The 17640-nt window shown below is 41.2% G+C and carries 19 protein-coding genes; 15 read left to right on the plus strand and 4 right to left on the minus strand.

The features are described from left to right. Window positions 1-15: 15 nt before the first annotated feature. Complete coding sequence (locus tag D1614_RS00125; RefSeq protein WP_162304353.1) at window positions 16-939, minus strand: glucosaminidase domain-containing protein; 924 nt, start codon at window positions 937-939, stop codon at window positions 16-18. Between the two features lie 255 nt (window positions 940-1194). Here D1614_RS00125 and D1614_RS00130 point away from each other — a divergent pair, with 255 nt between their 5' ends. The 3 genes from D1614_RS00130 to D1614_RS00140 all read left to right on the plus strand — a co-directional run bounded on the left by D1614_RS00130 (window position 1195) and on the right by D1614_RS00140 (window position 3147). After that, complete coding sequence (locus D1614_RS00130; RefSeq protein ID WP_119435855.1) at window positions 1195-1965, plus strand: threonine/serine exporter family protein; 771 nt, start codon at window positions 1195-1197, stop codon at window positions 1963-1965. 18 nt (window positions 1966-1983) lie between these two features. Then, window positions 1984-2496 carry a threonine/serine exporter family protein gene (locus D1614_RS00135; RefSeq protein WP_119435856.1) on the plus strand — a complete coding sequence of 171 codons (513 nt, stop codon included), beginning with the start codon at window positions 1984-1986 and terminating at the stop codon, window positions 2494-2496. Between the two features lie 168 nt (window positions 2497-2664). Further along, entirely contained in the window at window positions 2665-3147 is a 483-nt protein-coding gene (locus D1614_RS00140; protein WP_119435857.1) for a cytidine deaminase, read from the plus strand. On the opposite strand, the gene D1614_RS00145 is transcribed toward D1614_RS00140, so the two are convergent. Both D1614_RS00145 and panB read right to left on the minus strand, forming a co-directional pair. Then, a complete protein-coding gene (locus D1614_RS00145; RefSeq protein WP_119435858.1) occupies window positions 3125-3835 on the minus strand; it encodes an RluA family pseudouridine synthase in 711 nt (236 codons plus the stop codon). The genes D1614_RS00140 and D1614_RS00145 overlap by 23 nt on opposite strands. Before the next feature lie 67 nt (window positions 3836-3902). Beyond that, a complete protein-coding gene (gene panB, locus D1614_RS00150; RefSeq protein ID WP_119435859.1) occupies window positions 3903-4718 on the minus strand; it encodes a 3-methyl-2-oxobutanoate hydroxymethyltransferase in 816 nt (271 codons plus the stop codon). A 174-nt stretch (window positions 4719-4892) separates the two neighbouring features. On the opposite strand from panB, the gene D1614_RS00155 reads away from it, so the two are divergent. Further along, window positions 4893-6245: a hypothetical protein gene (locus D1614_RS00155; protein ID WP_119435860.1), complete on the plus strand. Its 1353-nt coding sequence runs from the start codon at window positions 4893-4895 to the stop codon at window positions 6243-6245. Here the strand turns inward: D1614_RS00155 and D1614_RS00160 are convergent. Next, a complete protein-coding gene (locus D1614_RS00160; protein ID WP_119435861.1) occupies window positions 6242-7351 on the minus strand; it encodes an acyltransferase family protein in 1110 nt (369 codons plus the stop codon). The genes D1614_RS00155 and D1614_RS00160 overlap by 4 nt on opposite strands. A gap of 157 nt (window positions 7352-7508) precedes the next feature. Between D1614_RS00160 and D1614_RS00165 the strand changes: the two genes are divergently transcribed. The 11 genes from D1614_RS00165 to D1614_RS00215 all read left to right on the plus strand — a co-directional run bounded on the left by D1614_RS00165 (window position 7509) and on the right by D1614_RS00215 (window position 17321). Then, window positions 7509-8867 carry a hypothetical protein gene (locus D1614_RS00165; protein ID WP_119435862.1) on the plus strand — a complete coding sequence of 453 codons (1359 nt, stop codon included), beginning with the start codon at window positions 7509-7511 and terminating at the stop codon, window positions 8865-8867. 185 nt (window positions 8868-9052) lie between these two features. Next, window positions 9053-10972: a molecular chaperone DnaK gene (gene dnaK, locus D1614_RS00170; RefSeq protein WP_119435863.1), complete on the plus strand. Its 1920-nt coding sequence runs from the start codon at window positions 9053-9055 to the stop codon at window positions 10970-10972. A 231-nt stretch (window positions 10973-11203) separates the two neighbouring features. Then, entirely contained in the window at window positions 11204-11788 is a 585-nt protein-coding gene (locus D1614_RS00175; RefSeq protein WP_119436332.1) for a helix-turn-helix domain-containing protein, read from the plus strand. Beyond that, window positions 11785-13044: a site-specific integrase gene (locus D1614_RS00180; protein ID WP_119435864.1), complete on the plus strand. Its 1260-nt coding sequence runs from the start codon at window positions 11785-11787 to the stop codon at window positions 13042-13044. Before D1614_RS00175 ends, D1614_RS00180 begins: the two co-directional genes overlap by 4 nt. Before the next feature lie 13 nt (window positions 13045-13057). Beyond that, window positions 13058-13732 carry a mobilization protein gene (locus D1614_RS00185; protein WP_119435865.1) on the plus strand — a complete coding sequence of 225 codons (675 nt, stop codon included), beginning with the start codon at window positions 13058-13060 and terminating at the stop codon, window positions 13730-13732. 110 nt (window positions 13733-13842) lie between these two features. After that, window positions 13843-14196 carry a helix-turn-helix domain-containing protein gene (locus D1614_RS00190; RefSeq protein ID WP_119435866.1) on the plus strand — a complete coding sequence of 118 codons (354 nt, stop codon included), beginning with the start codon at window positions 13843-13845 and terminating at the stop codon, window positions 14194-14196. After that, window positions 14193-14585, plus strand: coding sequence for a hypothetical protein (locus D1614_RS00195; protein WP_119435867.1), 393 nt, complete (start codon window positions 14193-14195; stop codon window positions 14583-14585). Before D1614_RS00190 ends, D1614_RS00195 begins: the two co-directional genes overlap by 4 nt. Continuing rightward, on the plus strand, window positions 14539-15264 hold the full coding sequence (locus D1614_RS00200) for a hypothetical protein (RefSeq protein WP_147383940.1): 726 nt from the start codon (window positions 14539-14541) through the stop codon (window positions 15262-15264). The genes D1614_RS00195 and D1614_RS00200 overlap by 47 nt, the downstream gene beginning before the upstream one ends. A gap of 120 nt (window positions 15265-15384) precedes the next feature. Further along, a complete protein-coding gene (locus D1614_RS00205) occupies window positions 15385-15747 on the plus strand; it encodes a plasmid mobilization protein (RefSeq protein ID WP_119435869.1) in 363 nt (120 codons plus the stop codon). Beyond that, window positions 15737-16669 carry a relaxase/mobilization nuclease domain-containing protein gene (locus D1614_RS00210; protein ID WP_119435870.1) on the plus strand — a complete coding sequence of 311 codons (933 nt, stop codon included), beginning with the start codon at window positions 15737-15739 and terminating at the stop codon, window positions 16667-16669. Before D1614_RS00205 ends, D1614_RS00210 begins: the two co-directional genes overlap by 11 nt. Before the next feature lie 16 nt (window positions 16670-16685). After that, on the plus strand, window positions 16686-17321 hold the full coding sequence (locus D1614_RS00215; RefSeq protein ID WP_119435871.1) for a hypothetical protein: 636 nt from the start codon (window positions 16686-16688) through the stop codon (window positions 17319-17321). Window positions 17322-17640: the final 319 nt, after the last annotated feature.

Raw genomic sequence — 17640 nt, forward strand, 5'->3', positions numbered from 1 at the left:
AACGACGTCAAAGCACTAGCGCAACTTAACGATTTGCCCGATCTGTGGCATTTGTCCCGGATTCATTCCGTTCTTTCTGCACAATGTTTTCAGTTTTATTCCATACATCTGCGAAATGTAATGCATGCTTTCGCCTTCCTGTACCCGGTGTGTGGTTTTGTCTTTCGATTTGCTTTTTTTGGCTTGAATATATACAATCTCGTTGGGTACCGGACGATAGCCCGGACGGTGATCGTTGAACTTGTACAACTCCCAGTCGTTGAGTCCAAACTCCTGCGCCAGCATTTCAAAAGTATCTCCCTGGCGTGCAATTACTGCTTTTACACGGTTCATCTTCATTACTTCGTGCGAGCGGTAAGCATTTATGGTAAGCGAATTGGAAATACCGCTCCGTCCCATGCTGCGCTGTTCGAAGCTGGAGATTTCGTTAAAGGTCATTTTCAGATCGAGGCGGTGCAGCTTATGGTCTTCAATAATCTTTATCAGTCGTTTGTCGTAGTCGTGCGCGGTTGCATATCCGGCTTTTTTCAGCCCTTTTGCCCAACCTTTATAATCGGTGTGTTTTAGCTGAAAAAGAAAAGCATAGCGCGGATTGTCCATCAAAAAATTCGTGTGGTCGATGTACGACTCCTCAACCGAAGTATATTTCCGGAAACATTCATCTTTGTGGTCATCATCGTAATAAACCTTTTTTCCTTTCCATCCCTTTTTACATTTAATTCCAAAGTGATTGTTGGAACGCTTTGCCAGCTCGCTATTACCGCTGCCCGATTCCAGAATGCCCTGTGCCATGGTAATACTCGCCGGAATACCGCTTCTGTTCATTTCTTCGATGGACAATAGCTGGTAACGATTAATATATTCCTGTCGGGTTATTTTCTGTGAAAAGCTTGAAAGTGAGATGGATAGTAGAATAATTGCTATCAGGTAATATTTCATGGCCATTTGTGTCAAAAATAAATTCGCTTAAAAATAGATGCAGTAAATGAATTTCCTAATGGTTCTGTATAGAATTTATAAACAAACGAACGTGAGTAAGGATACTTTATTGGATGCGTATGTTGGTAGCCCGTATTTTTGAGTGATTTGGAATGATCGAACTTTAAACTTACTTAATGTTCGAAAACAATTGTACTACTTTTTCGTGTGAGCATTTTGTTTTAACTTAATTCGCGGTTTCAAATTAATTCGAGAATGAATCAGTCGGGTGAAGAAAAAGTTAATGAGTTGAGCAAGATATTGTTAGAGGTTGGCTCGTTGCTGATGAGTTCCGGCGCCAATTCTTCCAGAATTCGCATGACCGTTAGTCGGATTGCCGGTGCGTATGATTACGATGTGGACCTGCTGATTACCCACCGGGCACTGATGCTGACCATCTACAACGAAGAGCGCGACTATTTTTTCAGCCGTTTGAAGAGGACTTCTCCGCATGGGGTCAACTTTAAAATGGTGAGCGGTATCAGCCGGATGAGTTGGCGGATTGTGGAAGAGAACTGGGGAATGGACCAGGTAAAAAAAGAACTGGACCGTTTAAAGTCGCTGCCGCATTATCCGCGAATCGTAATTCTGGCAATGGTAGGAGCTGCCGGTGCTGGGTTTTGCCGCGTGTTTGGTGGGGTTTACCTCGAACTGCTTGTTACTTTTGTAGCTACTTTTATTGGTTTGTATGTTCGGCAGGAAGCCGTCAAAAGAGCATTTAATCCCTATCTCGCCATTTTCTTTGCAGCTTTTGTTTCGTCGATGATCGCGGGTTTGGCGCTCAAACTAAAAATTGGCCCGAATCCTGAATATGCTTTTGCCACTTCGGTGTTGTATTTAATTCCGGGAGTTCCGTTGATCAACTCTCTTTCCGATTTACTCGACGGGAACATTATGAACGGCATTGTTCGCGGGGTGAACGGTTTGATGATCTCCTTGTCCATTGCCCTGGGAATGCTGGGGGCAGTATTGATTTATGGTATTTGAACGTAAAAACGTGTGATTATGCAAGAGTGGTTACATTTTATCGATCGTTGGTTTTGGCTGGGCATGGGAGCTATTGGTTTTGCCATCCTTTTTAATGTGCCCAAAAGAACCATCTTTACCATCTTTTTGCTGGGAGCATTTGGTGGTAGCTTAAAATTTATTGTACTGGCAGCCGGTGGGGGAATTATTCTTGGGTCATTTTTTGGCGCTGTGTTGGTTGGCTTTGCCAGTCTTTTTGCTGCTCATTACCGGCATACGCCGCCTTTTGTTTTAGCCATTCCGGCTGTTATTCCGATGGTTCCGGGGGCATTTGCCTACCGTGCCATGCTGGGGGTGATCCATTTAACCGAGAAAATTGATCACGAAACTTTTCTGAAATTGATGGAAGAAACCATTGACAACGGATTGAAAGCCTTTTTTGTGTTGGCAGCTCTATCGCTCGGAGTTTCGGCGCCAATGCTTATTTTCAGGCGAGAGTCAGCTAAAAATCTGGCGGTAAGGATCAAGCCCGATGAGGCAAAGTTAAAATAGCCGTTTCCGTTTTGGGTTCCTGATTGAAACACCGTTTTAGTTCTACCTCCCGATACCTTTAATGCCTTGCGTTTCCTGAGGTTTTCCCGTTGTTCTTGTGCAGGGAGTTTGGTGCCTTTCGCTGTATATATTGTTTTTAAAATGTTACATTTGAACAAAATATGCAGGATGAGGATAAAAGAACTCAAAATTCTTGTTCAGGAATTTGACCGGTCAGAGGAACTTCCTGAGAGCGATCAAATATTACTTCAGGCAGCGCGAAAAGCTTCTGAAAACGCGTATGCACCCTACTCTCGTTTTAATGTGGGGGCCGCGGTATTGTTGGAGAACGGAGAAATCATTGCCGGCAACAACCAGGAAAATGCTGATTTTACCGATGGTTTGTGTGCCGAGCGGGTAGCCTTGTTTTATGCACATGCAACTTATCCGGGAGAGGGAGTGAAAGCGATTGCCGTAACTGCCAAAAACAAAAATGGCTTTTTGGCTGAACCTGCACAACCTTGCGGATCCTGTCGTCAGGTTTTGGTTGAAACCGAATTTCGGTTTAAAAACCCGATACGAATCATCCTGGACGGAAAAAACAGTATACAAGTGTTAAATGGTGCCGAAAGTCTTTTGCCGCTGGCTTTTAAGCCGGTTGCACTGGACTGAATCGCCCCGCGTGAAAAAGATTGATAAACTCATTCCATACCGGATCATCCGGCGGATCAGCAACAATTGTCAGCATTTCTTTTTTTACCGGGTGCATCAGTTCCACTTTTCGGGCATGTAAATGAATGCCTTTGTCCTGGTTCGAACGCGGGAAGCCGTATTTCAAATCACCTTTTATATGAAGCCCCAATTGCTTTAGCTGTACCCGGATTTGATGATGGCGGCCGGTTTGTAATTCCACTTCCAGTAAATGATATCGATCGATACTGGCAACATGCCGGTAGCTAAGCTTGGCCATTTTGGCACCTTCCACGGGTTCGGTATAGGCATAGCTTCGGTTGCGTTCCTGGTTTTTGGCCAGGTAGTGAACCAGGGTATCCTGGTGCTTGGGCGGTCGTTTATCAACCACGGCCCAGTAAATTTTCTTTACTTCTCCGCGGGTCTGGAACAAATTGTTAAGGCGTGGCAATACCTTACTGGTTTTGGCCAGAATCAGAATCCCGCTGGTCGGTCGGTCGAGCCGGTGAGGAAGCCCCAGGTAAACATTTCCCGGTTTGTTGTACTTCTCTTTCAGGTATTGTTTCACCCGGTCCATAACCGTTTCATCACCTGTTTTGTCGCTTTGTACCACTTCGCCGCAGGCTTTGTTGATCGCAATAATATGGTTGTCCTCGTAGATTACTTTCATGATTAGAAGCTATGAGCCGCAAGCTTTGAGCTTTTTAAACTTTAAACTCTGAACATTGAACTCTAAACTAGTACTGTTCTTTCTCGTTCGGGAAATCAGTTGATTTCACATCGTTGATATAATTTCCCACGGCACCTTTGATTTCAGCTGCCAGGTTGTGGTAGCGCCTTAAAAAACGGGGAGAAAACTGTTGCGTAATTCCCAGCATGTCATGCAAAACCAGTACCTGTCCGTCAACGCCGCCACCGGCACCAATACCAATAACCGGAATTCTTACTTCCCTGGCGACCTGCTCTCCGAGCGAAGCCGGAATTTTTTCCAGTACAATACCAAAGCAACCGGCTTCTTCCAAAAGTTTCGAGTCTTTCAAAAGTTTTTCCGCTTCGGCTTCTTCTTTGGCTCTTACAGTATAGGTTCCGAATTTGTGGATAGACTGGGGCATCAAACCAAGGTGTCCCATTACAGGTATTCCGGCCGACAAAATACGTTTTACCGATTCCAGCACTTCTTCGCCACCTTCCAGTTTTACAGCATCGGCAGCTGTTTCTTTCATAATCCGGATGGCCGAATGCAGGGCCTCGCGTGAATTTCCCTGGTAGGTTCCAAACGGAAGGTCAACTACCACCAATGCGCGGTTTACCGCCCTGACTACTGATGCTCCGTGGTAAATCATTTCGTTGAGCGTAATCGGAAGCGTGGTCGTATGTCCGGCCATTACGTTGGAAGCCGAATCGCCCACCAAAATAATGTCAATTCCTGCTTCATCCACCAGTTGAGCCATGCTGTAATCGTAGGCAGTTAACATGGCAATTTTTTCACCGCGCAGTTTCATTTCAGAAAGGCGGTGGGTGGTAACTCTTCGTATTTCGTTATGTACTGACATATTTGTTTCTTTCAAAATTAGGATACAAAATTAGACAAAGCTTTTGTGTTGGACAAAAGTCGCAGATTTTATCGTAACTGAATCATTTTGTGTTAACGTTTATTAACCGCCGGGTAGTTATAAATTCAGCAAGGTTTATTTTCTTTGCGCTACTTACAACATGAACAACAAACAATGAAAAATCCATACAGTCAAGGTTTAAGCATGCTGATCATCATAGCGTTTCTTCTTTTATCTTTTCATTTGTCAGCACAGGATATCAACAGAGAGGTAGTGTCGTTTAAAAAACGGGAACTGAATAACGGGTGGATTTTTCAGCTTGGTAAGGACCGGGAGGAAGTGCGGACGGATGTTTCCCGGTTTTATGAAGACCAGACTTCTTTGAACGGTGGCTACAGAATTGAGAATACTTTCTGGAATATCGGGGATTACCGGCAGGATGAATTGAATTTTTCGTTTGATCTCGGACCTTTCGGGGCCTACGGGAACTGGATTGACAGCTCGAAAGTAAGTAACCTGAAAGCCGATCAGTATTTGTATGGATTAAGAACTTCTGCCAACTTAAATTACCGGTACCGTTATTATTACGATGCCAAAAACTATACAGCTTTTGAGTTTTCTGGATGGGGGAGATACGAGGTTTTCCGTCAAAGTCTTGACGGAACAAGCATTGATTCGCTGGGTGCCGTAACTGACATTGACAGAACGCAGACCGAAGATCGTTTTCGTTACGGTTTCCAGGCGCGCGGAGGTTTTGGAATCGGGCGTTTGAGCCCAATGAACCACCTGATGGCTGCTCATTTTTTGCTGGAAAAATATTACCCGGGAAGATTGTTCTCGGATTATGAAATTGCTCAGTTTGCACAGGTAATTGCGCAAATGAAAAACGACCGCGATTTTAAAAAAGGGCATGATACTGAAAAAGAAATGGCTGCCCTCAATCAATTCCTGAATGGCAAGTTTCTGCTGGAACCAGCTGATGCCATGCTTGCCGACTGGCCGTATGCAGAATTTGACCCGCGCTATGAAGGGAAACGGTTTGAAATGGGGCCGTTCTTTAAGTATTTTAACCAGGAACCGGATTTCATCTGGGGCGGATACATTCAATACGAAGATGCCCGCTACAAAAACGTAAACTGGAACCGTAATTTTAGCGCCATGCTTACCTACAACCGGTATAAAAAACCAGATGAAAAGGTGGCAAGTTCTGAAGGCGGTTTACATCCGGTATTTCAGAATTCTTACCGCGACTGGATGACGGCAGAAATTGACCTGGGCTGGAGTTATTACTCCCAACTCAGAAGCCGGTTTAATTTTGGCGTGAAATACGTTCCCGGTATCGATTTGAACGGTTTTAAAGACTTAGGCACACTAAGCCATAATTTTGTTCCTTACCTGGGGTATTTCTCCCAGCTTAGTTCCAAATCGCGTATCCGGCTCGACTTCTCGTGGCGCATCGCCGACGGCGAGCAATTTATGGTGTCCGGCCCCGAGTTTAGCCTGGGTATTTACCGAAGTTCTTATTAAACGCGTAAAAAGATTTTCTTTTTGTACATATAATAAAGCAGCAGCCAAATAACAGTCAATGTTGATATGGCCAGCGCCAGCGCACTTGCATCGCCCATTGGTTTTATAATCCAGCCCACAAAAAACTGGGTGAGATTTTGCGTGTCAATGATCCGCGTAAACAGGTACACAAAGATCGAGTTCATCCCAATTACTTTGAAATAAAAGGCCCAACCCCTGAATTTCCAGTGGTCGATAATCAAAAAGAACAAGGCCATCAGGATAAAGCTGACTCCGCCGGCCATCATATTGAAAGTTGAAGTCCAGCATTTTTTGATGATCGGGTAGAAGGTTGAAAATGCAAGTGCAAGTACAATCAGTCCAACACCGGTGGCTGTCAGGTAGCCAATTTTTTGCCAGTCGCTTGTTTTTTTATGACGAAGAATGTTTCCGGCGATGGTTCCCATCAAAGTTACTCCGGTAGCTGACAGGCTGCAAAGAATGCCTTCGGGGTCGTACACTCCGCCGTACAGGCGCCCGGGTAAAAACAGGCGGTCGATGTAACCGTTGATACAGCCTTCAGGAGTAAGCACGCCGGCGCCCACTCCGGGAACCGGGATCAAAAGCTGAATGACACCAAAACCTACGAGGATGCCAGCGAGCCAGAAAATTCTGCTTTTTAAAGCCGGAAAGTACAGGTAAATCAGTGCTGCAAAGAAATAGCCGATACCGATTTGCCCTAAAACACTGGCAATTCTTCCGTCAGCAAAACCATTTTTGAAAACTCCGTTGTAAAGGATCCCGAGTACAATCAAAAGAAGTAGCCGGTTAAATATTTTGATAAACAGCCTTCGTTTCGGAACATTTTTTTCCAGTTTACTTCCTACCGAAAACGGAACTGCCACACCGGCAATAAACATAAAAAGGGGGAAGATCAGGTCTTCGAAACGAAAACCGGCCCATTCAACGTGGTGCATCTGGTTTCCAAGCCATTCAGCGCCGGTCATTTGAGCTATAACGGTTGCCAGGTAACCGCCGCCGGTTATCCAAAACATATCGAAACCGCGAAGTGCATCCAATGATTGCAATCTCTTTTCTGGTTCAGTTCTTAATGGTTTAGTCGTCATAATTTTTGTGATTATTGCGCTAAAATTAGGAAAGTTTTTTATTCTTCATGCTTATTGTTTTAGGTTTCAGCAGTAAGAGGCCATATTAGAAGGATTCTACATTTTGTTCAATGGCATAAGATTTGAGCTTTCAACGCGAATCCATAAAACTAATGTCATGAAAAAGTTACTCCTTTTAGCCGCAACTTTCTTTGCCTTTCAATTTGCTTTTGCCCAGTACGAAAACTTTGATTTGTCGAAATACAAATTGCCTGAAATGAAGCGGCACCAGCTCGATTTTTATTTCGATTCAAACGGGGACTTCCAGCACGTATACATTTTAAACGACAATGAATTCCTGAAGGATACTTCCCGCTCCCGGGATAATACTGTTAGCGGAAAAGCTAATTTGCTCTATACTTTTTACAAAAACTCAACTAAAATACAGTCATCTTCCAATGTTCTGTTTTCGTCCAGTTATGGGCTTTCAGAACGTAAAGCTACCGGATCAGATGGATATGATAACGGTACATTTAAAATTGATTTTTCAGGGAGATATGATTTGAATTATTTTCTGAATGACGCGAATTGGTTTGTGCGTGGCGTACCTGCTGTTCAATTTTCGTATACTGATCACACTCAGGACAATTATGATAGGAAGTATTTATCAACTGCAGAATCATTCACTTTTGGGATAGGGAAGGGAAGGATTGAACAAGTTCAGGATTTTCGACATGCAGTGCTTATTCTTGAGGAGTTGAACAAAAGAGGACTCACAAAAAAGAATTTGAACGAAAATGAACTGTACGAACTTGCCGCTTTGATATCGCAGTTAAAAAATGAACGTTTTTTTGATAGCCGTAGAAAAATGGAGTCTGATTTGACGGCGGTTGATTCACTCTTAAAAACTCAGGGAGTGGTGGATGTTTCGGATGTAAGATATTTCAACGGGTTGCTTGACATGTGGCGATACGGAGATTTGCAGCCGCGGGAAAGCGGTAACCGAATCAGTTTAAACATTACTCCCGGATATTCGTATGCCGATTTGGATTTTAACTCCGAGCCTAACGATGTTGACCGGATTGAAGAAGATTTTAGGATGATATACGACGTGAGTTTTTCTTCATTTAATCCTCTTTCTATAAAATGGCAAGCTGATTACAATATCGGAGTACAGCATATTTACACCAACGAATTGCAGAATCTTTTCAACTTTCCGCAAAAGCATTATTTATCTGCAACGTATGTAGCCGGAGCTCTGGGTTTTTATCCCAATACCCGAACATTTTTGCGTTTAAGCAGCAGTTTTAATTTGCTAAATCAAAGTTTTAACGAAGATAAAATATTCGATAAGGATAGATATAGTTTTAGATGTCGGTTTTCTTTGAATGCCTACTATTATATCTCGGAAAGGCTGAGAGTAGAAGGACTGTTGACACTAAATAATGATTATGCGGGTATATTCAATAGCAAATGGGGGCACGCAGAAACGAATCGTCTTCTTTATAATTTGACTTTAAATTACGCCATATTTTAAACCCTGTTTCACCGAATCAGTTTCCGGATTCTGTCGTTTTGTCACCGCATTTGACAGAATAAAGTTCTTTCAAAAGTAAATATGTGTCAGTTTTGCGTCTAATTTTCCCGATTTCCCAATGGCACAATGATTGATTATTCTGAAGCGTAAAATTTTCAGAACAATAAAAATTAAAACATATAACAATGGGAAAAATAATCGGAATTGACTTAGGAACCACAAACTCTTGTGTTTCTGTAATGGAAGGAAACGAACCCGTAGTAATCCCCAACAGCGAGGGAAAACGTACGACTCCTTCAATTGTAGCTTTCGTGGAAAACGGAGAGCGTAAAGTAGGTGATCCTGCCAAACGTCAGGCAATTACCAACCCAACCAAAACGATCTTTTCGATCAAACGTTTTATGGGTGAAACTTTCGACCGTGTAACAAAAGAAGTTTCGCGTATGCCATACCAGGTGGTAAAAGGCGACAACAATACTCCGCGCGTCCAGATTGACGACCGGAAATATTCTCCGCAGGAAATTTCGGCCATGGTTCTTCAGAAAATGAAGAAAACGGCAGAAGATTACCTCGGACAAGAAGTGACCGAAGCAGTAATTACTGTGCCAGCCTATTTTAACGACTCTCAGCGTCAGGCAACCAAAGAAGCCGGTGAGATTGCAGGTTTAAAAGTGCGTCGTATCATCAACGAACCTACAGCTGCATCGTTGGCTTACGGTCTGGATAAAATGCACAAAGACATGAAAATCGCGGTATTCGACCTTGGTGGCGGTACTTTCGATATTTCTATTCTGGAACTGGGTGACGGTGTGTTCGAAGTAAAATCAACCGACGGAGATACTCACCTGGGAGGTGACGATTTCGACCAGGTAATTATCGACTGGCTGGCAGCAGAATTCAACAGCGAAGAAGGTATTGATTTGCGCAAAGACCCAATGGCTTTGCAACGTTTGAAAGAAGCTGCTGAGAAAGCAAAAATCGAGTTGTCAAGTTCTTCTCAAACCGAGATCAACCTGCCATACATTATGCCGGTAAACGGTATTCCAAAGCACTTGGTAAAAACTTTGACCCGTGCAAAATTCGAACAGTTGGCTGACAGCCTGATAAATGCAATTATCGAACCTTGCCGTAAATCGTTGAAAAATGCCGGTATCTCGGCAAGCGAAATTGACGAAGTAATCCTGGTAGGTGGTTCAACACGTATTCCGGCTATTCAGACCAAGGTAAAAGAATTCTTCGGGAAAGAGCCTTCAAAAGGTGTTAACCCGGATGAGGTAGTGGCTGTAGGTGCTGCCATTCAGGGAGGTGTTTTAACCGGTGAAGTAAAAGACGTGTTGTTGCTCGATGTTACTCCGCTTTCGTTGGGTATTGAAACCATGGGTGGTGTAATGACCAAGTTGATTGAAGCCAACACAACGATCCCGACTAAAAAGTCGGAAACCTTTACGACGGCTGCTGATAACCAGCCTTCTGTTGAAATTCATGTGCTGCAGGGCGAACGTCCGATCGCTTCAGGTAACAAAACAATCGGTAGGTTCCACCTCGATGGCATTCCGCCGTCACCACGTGGTATTCCGCAAATTGAAGTTACTTTCGACATTGATGCCAACGGTATTTTGCATGTAAACGCAAAAGACAAAGCTACCGGAAAATCGCAGTCGATTCGTATCGAGGCTTCTTCAGGCTTGAGCGACGACGAGATCAAGAGAATGAAAGCGGAAGCTGAAGCCAATGCAGAAGCTGACAAAACGGCGAAAGAAACGGCTGACAAAGTTAACCAGGCTGACAGTTTGATTTTCCAGACAGAAAAGCAGCTGAAAGAATACGGTGATAAAATTCCGGCCGATAAAAAACAGCCGATTGAAGATGCACTGAAAAAACTGAAAGAAGCGCATGCCAGCAAAGACCTTGCTGCCATTGATACAGCCATGAACGAACTGAATACAGTTTTCCAGGCGGCTTCGCAGGAAATGTACAATGCTTCGCAGGCACAGGGTGGACAGCAAGGTGGCCCGCAAGGAGGTCCGCAGGCTGACGGCGGTGCACAAAGCCAACCGAAAAACGACGGTGAAGTAACCGACGTGGATTTTGAGGAAGTCAAATAGATAGCGATTATTAACAATAATCAATAATTAGCAAAACGCAGTAAGTTTCTGACTTACTGCGTTTTTTATTTGTGAGAAATTATTTAATTAAATGGTTTCTCATTATTTTTTGTCATATATTTGTACCATATCTGTGCCGCGCGCTATTTGATGTTAATGTGCGCCTTAAACGGTCTTAATAGGTCTTATGCATGCTTGTTTTGCATAACGAGGCTAAAAACTGATGAAAGTATGGCAAAAAGTCAATTGAAATTACCGAAGATTTGTGAGCAATGTGGGAAGCCTTTTGAGGCTAAAACCGTAGCCACTCGCTTTTGTAGTCCCTACTGTGTCAATAAATCAGGAAGAGAGAAAAAAAGACGGGCAAAAGAGGCAGAGCAAAAACAAGTATTGCTGGAAGAGTCGATTGATATGATTGTCGAAATTCAATCTCGACCATTTATTTCTGTTTCAGAAGCAACTGTTCTTTTTGGTATTTCAAAAGATACTATTCGCCGCCTTATTAAAGCAGGTAAAATTCCTGCTTATAACTTAGGACAACGCTTGACAAGGGTTAGTCGAGTGCATATTGAGGCAATGTTTACTGCTGTTAATTTACCGGAAGAGCCCGACGAAGAACCGGTAAAAATGCACTACGACAAAAGTGAATGCTATAATATAGCTGAAGTATCCGAAAAATTTGGAGTATCTCCTTCAACTGTTAACAAAACGATTCGAAAATATAGCATACCCAGAAGGCAGATTGGGAAATATGTATATGTGCCTAAAGAACAGATAGAAACGCTATTTTCAACTAACAAATCTAACACCCCATGAAACAATTATCAAAAACTAAAGTAACAGTAAGACTTCGTAAAGCTGAAGACCGAAACGAATGGTATATATACTTGGAAAGTTATCCTGTATTGGTTCCGGGTAAAACCAAACCTCAACGCATTCGCGAATATTTAAACAGAAGCATTACCACGGTAACATGGGACAAGAAAAGAGCAGCCCGAACCAATGCAAACGGTGAAAAAACATACAAACCAAAGCGTGATGATAATGGGGTAATTATCTGCAAGAGCGAACTGGATAGAGAAAGCATGTTGTATGCCGATGGTGTGCGCAAGCTTCGCCAACGGGAATATGACAATGCAGATTTGTACAGTGACACGGAAACTGCTCAGGCTGAACAAAAAGAACGTTTACAGCATAATTTTGTCGAATATTTTGAAAAGGTAACGATTAAACGGCATGGAAATAGTTCTTCGTCTATTATTGTTAATTGGCAGCGCACAAATGAATTAATAAAGCTTTTTGCAGGGGATACACTTTTGTTTTCTCAAATAAATGTTGCATTAGCAGAAAATTTTAGGCTTTACCTAATGTCGGCACCTCAGGGAGGTAATAAAAGTGGAATTATCTCACAAAATACAGCCTCAACCTATTTCTCCATTTTTAAAGCTGTACTAAAGCAGGCTTTTATTGATGGATATTTGCAAAGTGATTTATCTGCTAAGCTTAAGGGGATTCAGGAAAAAGAATCGCGTAGAGAGTATCTCACAGTTGAAGAACTAAATAAACTTGTAGCAACGCCTTGTGAACGTGATGTGCTAAAACGTGCGGCACTTTTTTCTGCGCTTACTGGATTGAGACATATCGATATTCAAAAGCTAAAATGGAGCGAGATTAGTATTGAGGGCAATCAGGCAAAGCTGCATTTTACCCAGCAAAAAACTAAAGGTGTAGAATATATGCCCATTTCGGAACAAGCTTTGCAGTTATGCGGAGAGCCAGGTAGACCGGAACAATTAGTATTTGAAGATTTACCCAATCCTTCTTGGATTTCACGACCGTTAAAACAGTGGATTGAGGCAGCAGGGATTAAAAAGAAAATTACCTTTCATTGCTTTCGTCATACATTTGCTACCTTGCAACTATCAAGCGGTACCGATATTTATACCGTTAGCAAGATGCTTGGGCACACTGATGTGAAAACAACACAGATTTATGCTAAAGTGGTGGACGAAAAGAAAAATAAAGCGGCACAAGCCATAAGAATTGATAAGATACAGAATCCGGATAAATAGTAGCCATTAGAAAATGAACTCCAAATATTTTGAATATATCGTAGTTTATTCAGCTGTTATCGTTGGGTGCTTATTGCTGGGCATTCTTGCAAGAATGTTTGTAATCAATATGGGAGCAGATGATTTTACCGCCGGCATAGTATTCTGGATAGTTGTTTTATTGGGCATTTTAGCTTATGCTATTCTTACGCTATTAATTGATGGACTTTATTCTGCCACTGTTAGGTGGTTTTTTCCGAGAAAAAAATTAAAACTACCCGATGAGAAATCAGATGTTTCAGATAAACTTGAAAAAATAAGGGCAGAGCAACAGCAATTCAATGATAAAGCTGAGCAGGATAAAAAAGACGTTGCCCTCAGGTACACTCAAAAAGAGTTTGCTGCATATTGTTCGGATAAAGACCTGGATTTGCTTTGTAAGTATGTAGAGCTTTATTCCGAGAAGAAATCTTTTCAGGATGTTAAACCTATAAATGTTGAGGGATTGTCGAATCTTGATTTTTATCATTTTGGATGGAATATCTGGAAGCACTTCAAGGTTGGTAAACAAGAAGAGGTTGCTTTTTTTCTCAAAAGCGTATTTGTAAATTTTCTAAAGGATGTTGAGACTGATACCATAAAAAGCCATCTAAAGGATGATGAATTAAAAGGCATCATTAAAATCCGAAAAAGTCTCTCGGAACAATAATAACAAGTAACAATTATTATTTCTCGTGTTTCCTTTGTGTTTTTTCAGTGTTGCTAATCACAGCTAAAACACATCTTTTATTTGCGTCATAACAATTAAAAACAATCGTTATGGATGTAAATGAAATATCTTTTGAAAATCTTCCAAAAGCAGTTGCCCACCTGGTTAGTGAAGTGGAAGAATTGAAACTTCTGGTAGAAAAAGGCCAGGCACCTGTTTCACCTCAAAAACGTGTTCCTATTGGAATTGAAGTGGCCTGCCGAATTATTGGAAAGGCCAAGCCTACTGTCTATACGCTTGTCCGTAAGCGAGTACTCCCTTGTTATAAAAATGGTAAGAAACTCTACTTTTTTGAAGATGAACTATTGGAGTGGATTACCAATGGCAAAAAGAAAACGCTGCAGGAAATTGAAAAAGAAGCATTGGCAGATTTTAAAAAGCAACCTAAAGGTAAGCGAAAATGAATCTGTTTGAGTTATTGGCGAATTTTTGGCGAATTGATGAACAGAAGAATTTTACCGGAAACGAAACCCGATTGTATTTCTTTCTAATCCATACGGCAAATCGTTCTTTTTGGCCCGAATGGATTGAATTTGCGGACAAAAGAATGGTTGCTAATGCCAATATTTCGTTACAAGTCTTGAAATCCGCCAGAGAAAGATTGAAAGAAGCGGAGTTACTCAGCTATGTTTCTGGTGGTGGTTATAGGGTTAAAACTAAGTATCAGATTCTGACACCTAGGCCCAAACCTAGACTCTCACCTTACAATAATAGTATTAAAGACAAAAACACAAGGATTAATTCCAATGGAGAAAAGAAAGGATTTGTACACTCAGGAAGCGATTTTGATTAAACCAAATTTGGTTGAGGCATTGCAAAATGATGCGAATGAAATTATCGCTAATGAGAAGGGAAAGAATCGGCAACGTCACTTGCTTTTTCCATTCCCGTATTCTGATTTTATGAACTTGTTAATCAAATTTGGAACAGCCTGTTTATACAAACGATGCCAAAGCAAAAGTTTTGTTATTGATGAAAATAATGAACTAGTAATAAAACAGCTCTACTATTATGTAACCCATGATTCTGCTTTTTCAGGTGATTTGAGCAAAGGCATATTGTTGCAGGGAAAATATGGATGTGGAAAAACCATTCTGCTTGAAACATATTCAATGCTCCACAATCATATCGTGAGAAAATTTAGCTTGAATCATTCGCTATTATTGTTTATCAAATCGGTAGAGCTGCAGGAGCAAATTCGAAAACAATCAGTTAATCACTTTGTAAGACGCCCAATGATTATTGATGAGTTTGGACGAGAATCAAAATCGATTCAGGATTACGGAAATATTATTCGCCCAATTTCCGAATTATTGAGTTTAAGAAGTGATGTGGGAACACTAACTCATGGAACTTCAAATTTTACCTTGAACACACTTTCGAGCGAAAAATTTTATGGAAGAATGATTGGCGACCGCCTGAGAACGATGTTCAACTTTATCACTCTACCCGGTGAAAGCAGAAGAGACTAGAAGTTATACCATCCCTTAATTTTTTAGGGGAGCAAGTTTGTGTTTTGGTCTGACCAAAACCTTGCCCTGCGAAGCAAAAATATCCCGTCGGTCTAATTAATTAACAATTGAAGGAATGATATGAAAACGATAAAAAACAGAAATACAAATGGACGGCCAGTTAAAGAACCTTCGAAAAAGAAGGGGTATAAAGTAACCGTAAAAATGGCTACGGAAGAATATTATTCACTGAAAGCCAAAGCAAATTTTGCAGGGATTAACCGTAGTGAATTTATTCGTCAGTGTATTTGCACCTGTGAGGTAAGGCAACGACTTACCCCCGAGTTGGTAGGATATATTCGCCAGCTAAGTGGTATGGCGAACAATATAAACCAGATTGCACGTGCTGCAAATGCTGCTGGATATTCAGGTGTACACATGCAATACCTGGTTGTGAATGAAAGGTTAGACAAGGTTATTACATTGATTGAAGATGATTGCTAAAATTAGTCAGGGGAGTGGTTTTGCTGGCACCGTGAACTATGTGATGGATAAAAAAGATGCACGTTTGCTTGCCGGAAAAGGAGTGAGGTTAAAAGGTAAGGCATCAATCGTTAAAAACTTTATCACCCAAAGTAAAATGAAACCAAATGTTTCAAAACCGGTGGCACATATATCGCTCAACTTTTCAGCACTGGATAAAAACCGCTTGACCGATAAGTTTATGGTTGATGTTGCTCAGGAATATCTTGGTAAAATGGGATATGGAAATACGCAATACATAATGGTTCGTCATTTCGATGCCGGACACCCTCACCTGCACCTGGTTATAAACCGGATTGACAATAATGGGAACCGAATTTCTGACAAAAATGAAAAATTGCGGAATACTAAGGTTTGCAGGGAACTGACTGAAAAGTTCAGCCTGTATATTTCTTCAGGAAAAGAGAATGTAAATAAACATCGGCTAAAAGAACCCGATAAAACCAAATACGAAATTTATAGAGTACTCAAATCTGCAGTCACCAAATGCAGAAATTGGCAAGAATTAGAAGCTGTGCTTCGTAAATCGGGAATAAGCATTGAATTGGTAAAAAACGGTAGCACAGATAAAATTCAGGGAGTAAGGTTTGGGAAAAACGGATATGAATTCAATGGTTCTAAAGTTGACAGAGCATTTAGCTATTCCAAGATTAACTATTGCTTGCAGCAAAATGAATGGGCTAAGAATATTAAATCAAAACCTGGATATGGGAATAAGCAGGATGTTGCAGCGGGGCTTTCATCTGTTGTTGGAGCAGCATTGTCAACAGTGGGCGGGATGTTTAATCCACCAAATGTATCTAACTACGATGAAGGTTATGCAGAACATATGAGACAAGAAGCCCGAAGACGAAGGAAACGGAAGAAAGGTTTTAGACGATAATTAAATCATTTTAAAAATGAAGGACATTAGTTTTATTAGTGCCATGTTTGAAGAAATCAAAAGTAAGATTTCTACCATTGAGAAAAAGTTGGAGAAGAACCATGTTGCCCCAGCCCAACCAGAATCTCGGGTTAGCAGCGAAGATAAAGGTAGACCAATTACTGCCGAGGAGCTTTTGAGGCTTGTGAAGAAGACCATAATTTATTCAATCCAAAAAGAATTTCAAAAGGCTTCTCCTCAATGTCAGGATACTAAAAATGAGCTTTTGGAAAGTGTTAATCATTTGCGTTTAACTGTTGAGAAATTGAAATGTTATCGCATTAAGAGTAAGAAAAACACTGGCTTCAGTAATTTGAAACTATGGAATATTAGCTTGATTATAGCTTCTGTATTACTCCTTTTTTCAGCGCTTGCACTAAAATTTGAGAATTCAAGGTTGGCAGACATTGATATAAAATTCAGATATATTCACGCGAAGCATGGAATAGATTCAACTGGGTTGCACAATCTTGAAACAATATTTCATGTACATAGAGACAGGGAACTAATTGAAAAAATCCGTAAGGGTATCGAAGAATATGAATTAAGAGCTAAAAAAGAACTGTCATCAAATAATATCAGTAACAATATAGAATCGGATTCTTCTCAGTAACAGCTTCAATATCGTTTCTAGTTTAAAGGTAACCCCAAATCAAAAACAAAGGTGTTCAATTTAACTCAAACATGCCTGCGGTTGCAAAAGACTTCGGCATAAACGCAGCAAACCAATGGGCAAGAGTATTTGTGAGAATTATACTATTTGTATGAATACACCTTTCTCATTCTTCCAAAGGCAAATTCATTGCAAATAAGCAGTAAAAACACTTGCCCATTGGTTTGCCTCCATCGCGCTACTTCCATTTATTCCGATTCCTTTTGCAATTTGGATTAAATTGATTTCGGGGTGTTTACGATTTGGGATGAGGGCAGTT

The organism is Maribellus luteus (genome assembly GCF_003576475.1).
GTDB lineage: Bacteria > Bacteroidota > Bacteroidia > Bacteroidales > Prolixibacteraceae > Draconibacterium > Draconibacterium luteum.

Coding starts and splice junctions, on each gene's coding strand:
- D1614_RS00140 (WP_119435857.1), top strand. CDS start 2,665: ATGAGGATAAAAGAACTCAAAATTCTTGTTCAGGAATTTGACCGGTCA.
- D1614_RS00215 (WP_119435871.1), top strand. CDS start 16,686: ATGAAGGACATTAGTTTTATTAGTGCCATGTTTGAAGAAATCAAAAGT.
- D1614_RS00165 (WP_119435862.1), top strand. CDS start 7,509: ATGAAAAAGTTACTCCTTTTAGCCGCAACTTTCTTTGCCTTTCAATTT.
- D1614_RS00160 (WP_119435861.1), bottom strand. CDS start 7,351: ATGACGACTAAACCATTAAGAACTGAACCAGAAAAGAGATTGCAATCA.
- D1614_RS00130 (WP_119435855.1), top strand. CDS start 1,195: ATGAATCAGTCGGGTGAAGAAAAAGTTAATGAGTTGAGCAAGATATTG.
- D1614_RS00155 (WP_119435860.1), top strand. CDS start 4,893: ATGAAAAATCCATACAGTCAAGGTTTAAGCATGCTGATCATCATAGCG.
- D1614_RS00205 (WP_119435869.1), top strand. CDS start 15,385: ATGAAAACGATAAAAAACAGAAATACAAATGGACGGCCAGTTAAAGAA.
- D1614_RS00180 (WP_119435864.1), top strand. CDS start 11,785: ATGAAACAATTATCAAAAACTAAAGTAACAGTAAGACTTCGTAAAGCT.
- D1614_RS00190 (WP_119435866.1), top strand. CDS start 13,843: ATGGATGTAAATGAAATATCTTTTGAAAATCTTCCAAAAGCAGTTGCC.
- dnaK (WP_119435863.1), top strand. CDS start 9,053: ATGGGAAAAATAATCGGAATTGACTTAGGAACCACAAACTCTTGTGTT.
- D1614_RS00145 (WP_119435858.1), bottom strand. CDS start 3,835: ATGAAAGTAATCTACGAGGACAACCATATTATTGCGATCAACAAAGCC.
- panB (WP_119435859.1), bottom strand. CDS start 4,718: ATGTCAGTACATAACGAAATACGAAGAGTTACCACCCACCGCCTTTCT.
- D1614_RS00175 (WP_119436332.1), top strand. CDS start 11,204: ATGGCAAAAAGTCAATTGAAATTACCGAAGATTTGTGAGCAATGTGGG.
- D1614_RS00200 (WP_147383940.1), top strand. CDS start 14,539: ATGGAGAAAAGAAAGGATTTGTACACTCAGGAAGCGATTTTGATTAAA.
- D1614_RS00185 (WP_119435865.1), top strand. CDS start 13,058: ATGAACTCCAAATATTTTGAATATATCGTAGTTTATTCAGCTGTTATC.
- D1614_RS00210 (WP_119435870.1), top strand. CDS start 15,737: ATGATTGCTAAAATTAGTCAGGGGAGTGGTTTTGCTGGCACCGTGAAC.
- D1614_RS00195 (WP_119435867.1), top strand. CDS start 14,193: ATGAATCTGTTTGAGTTATTGGCGAATTTTTGGCGAATTGATGAACAG.
- D1614_RS00135 (WP_119435856.1), top strand. CDS start 1,984: ATGCAAGAGTGGTTACATTTTATCGATCGTTGGTTTTGGCTGGGCATG.
- D1614_RS00125 (WP_162304353.1), bottom strand. CDS start 939: ATGAAATATTACCTGATAGCAATTATTCTACTATCCATCTCACTTTCA.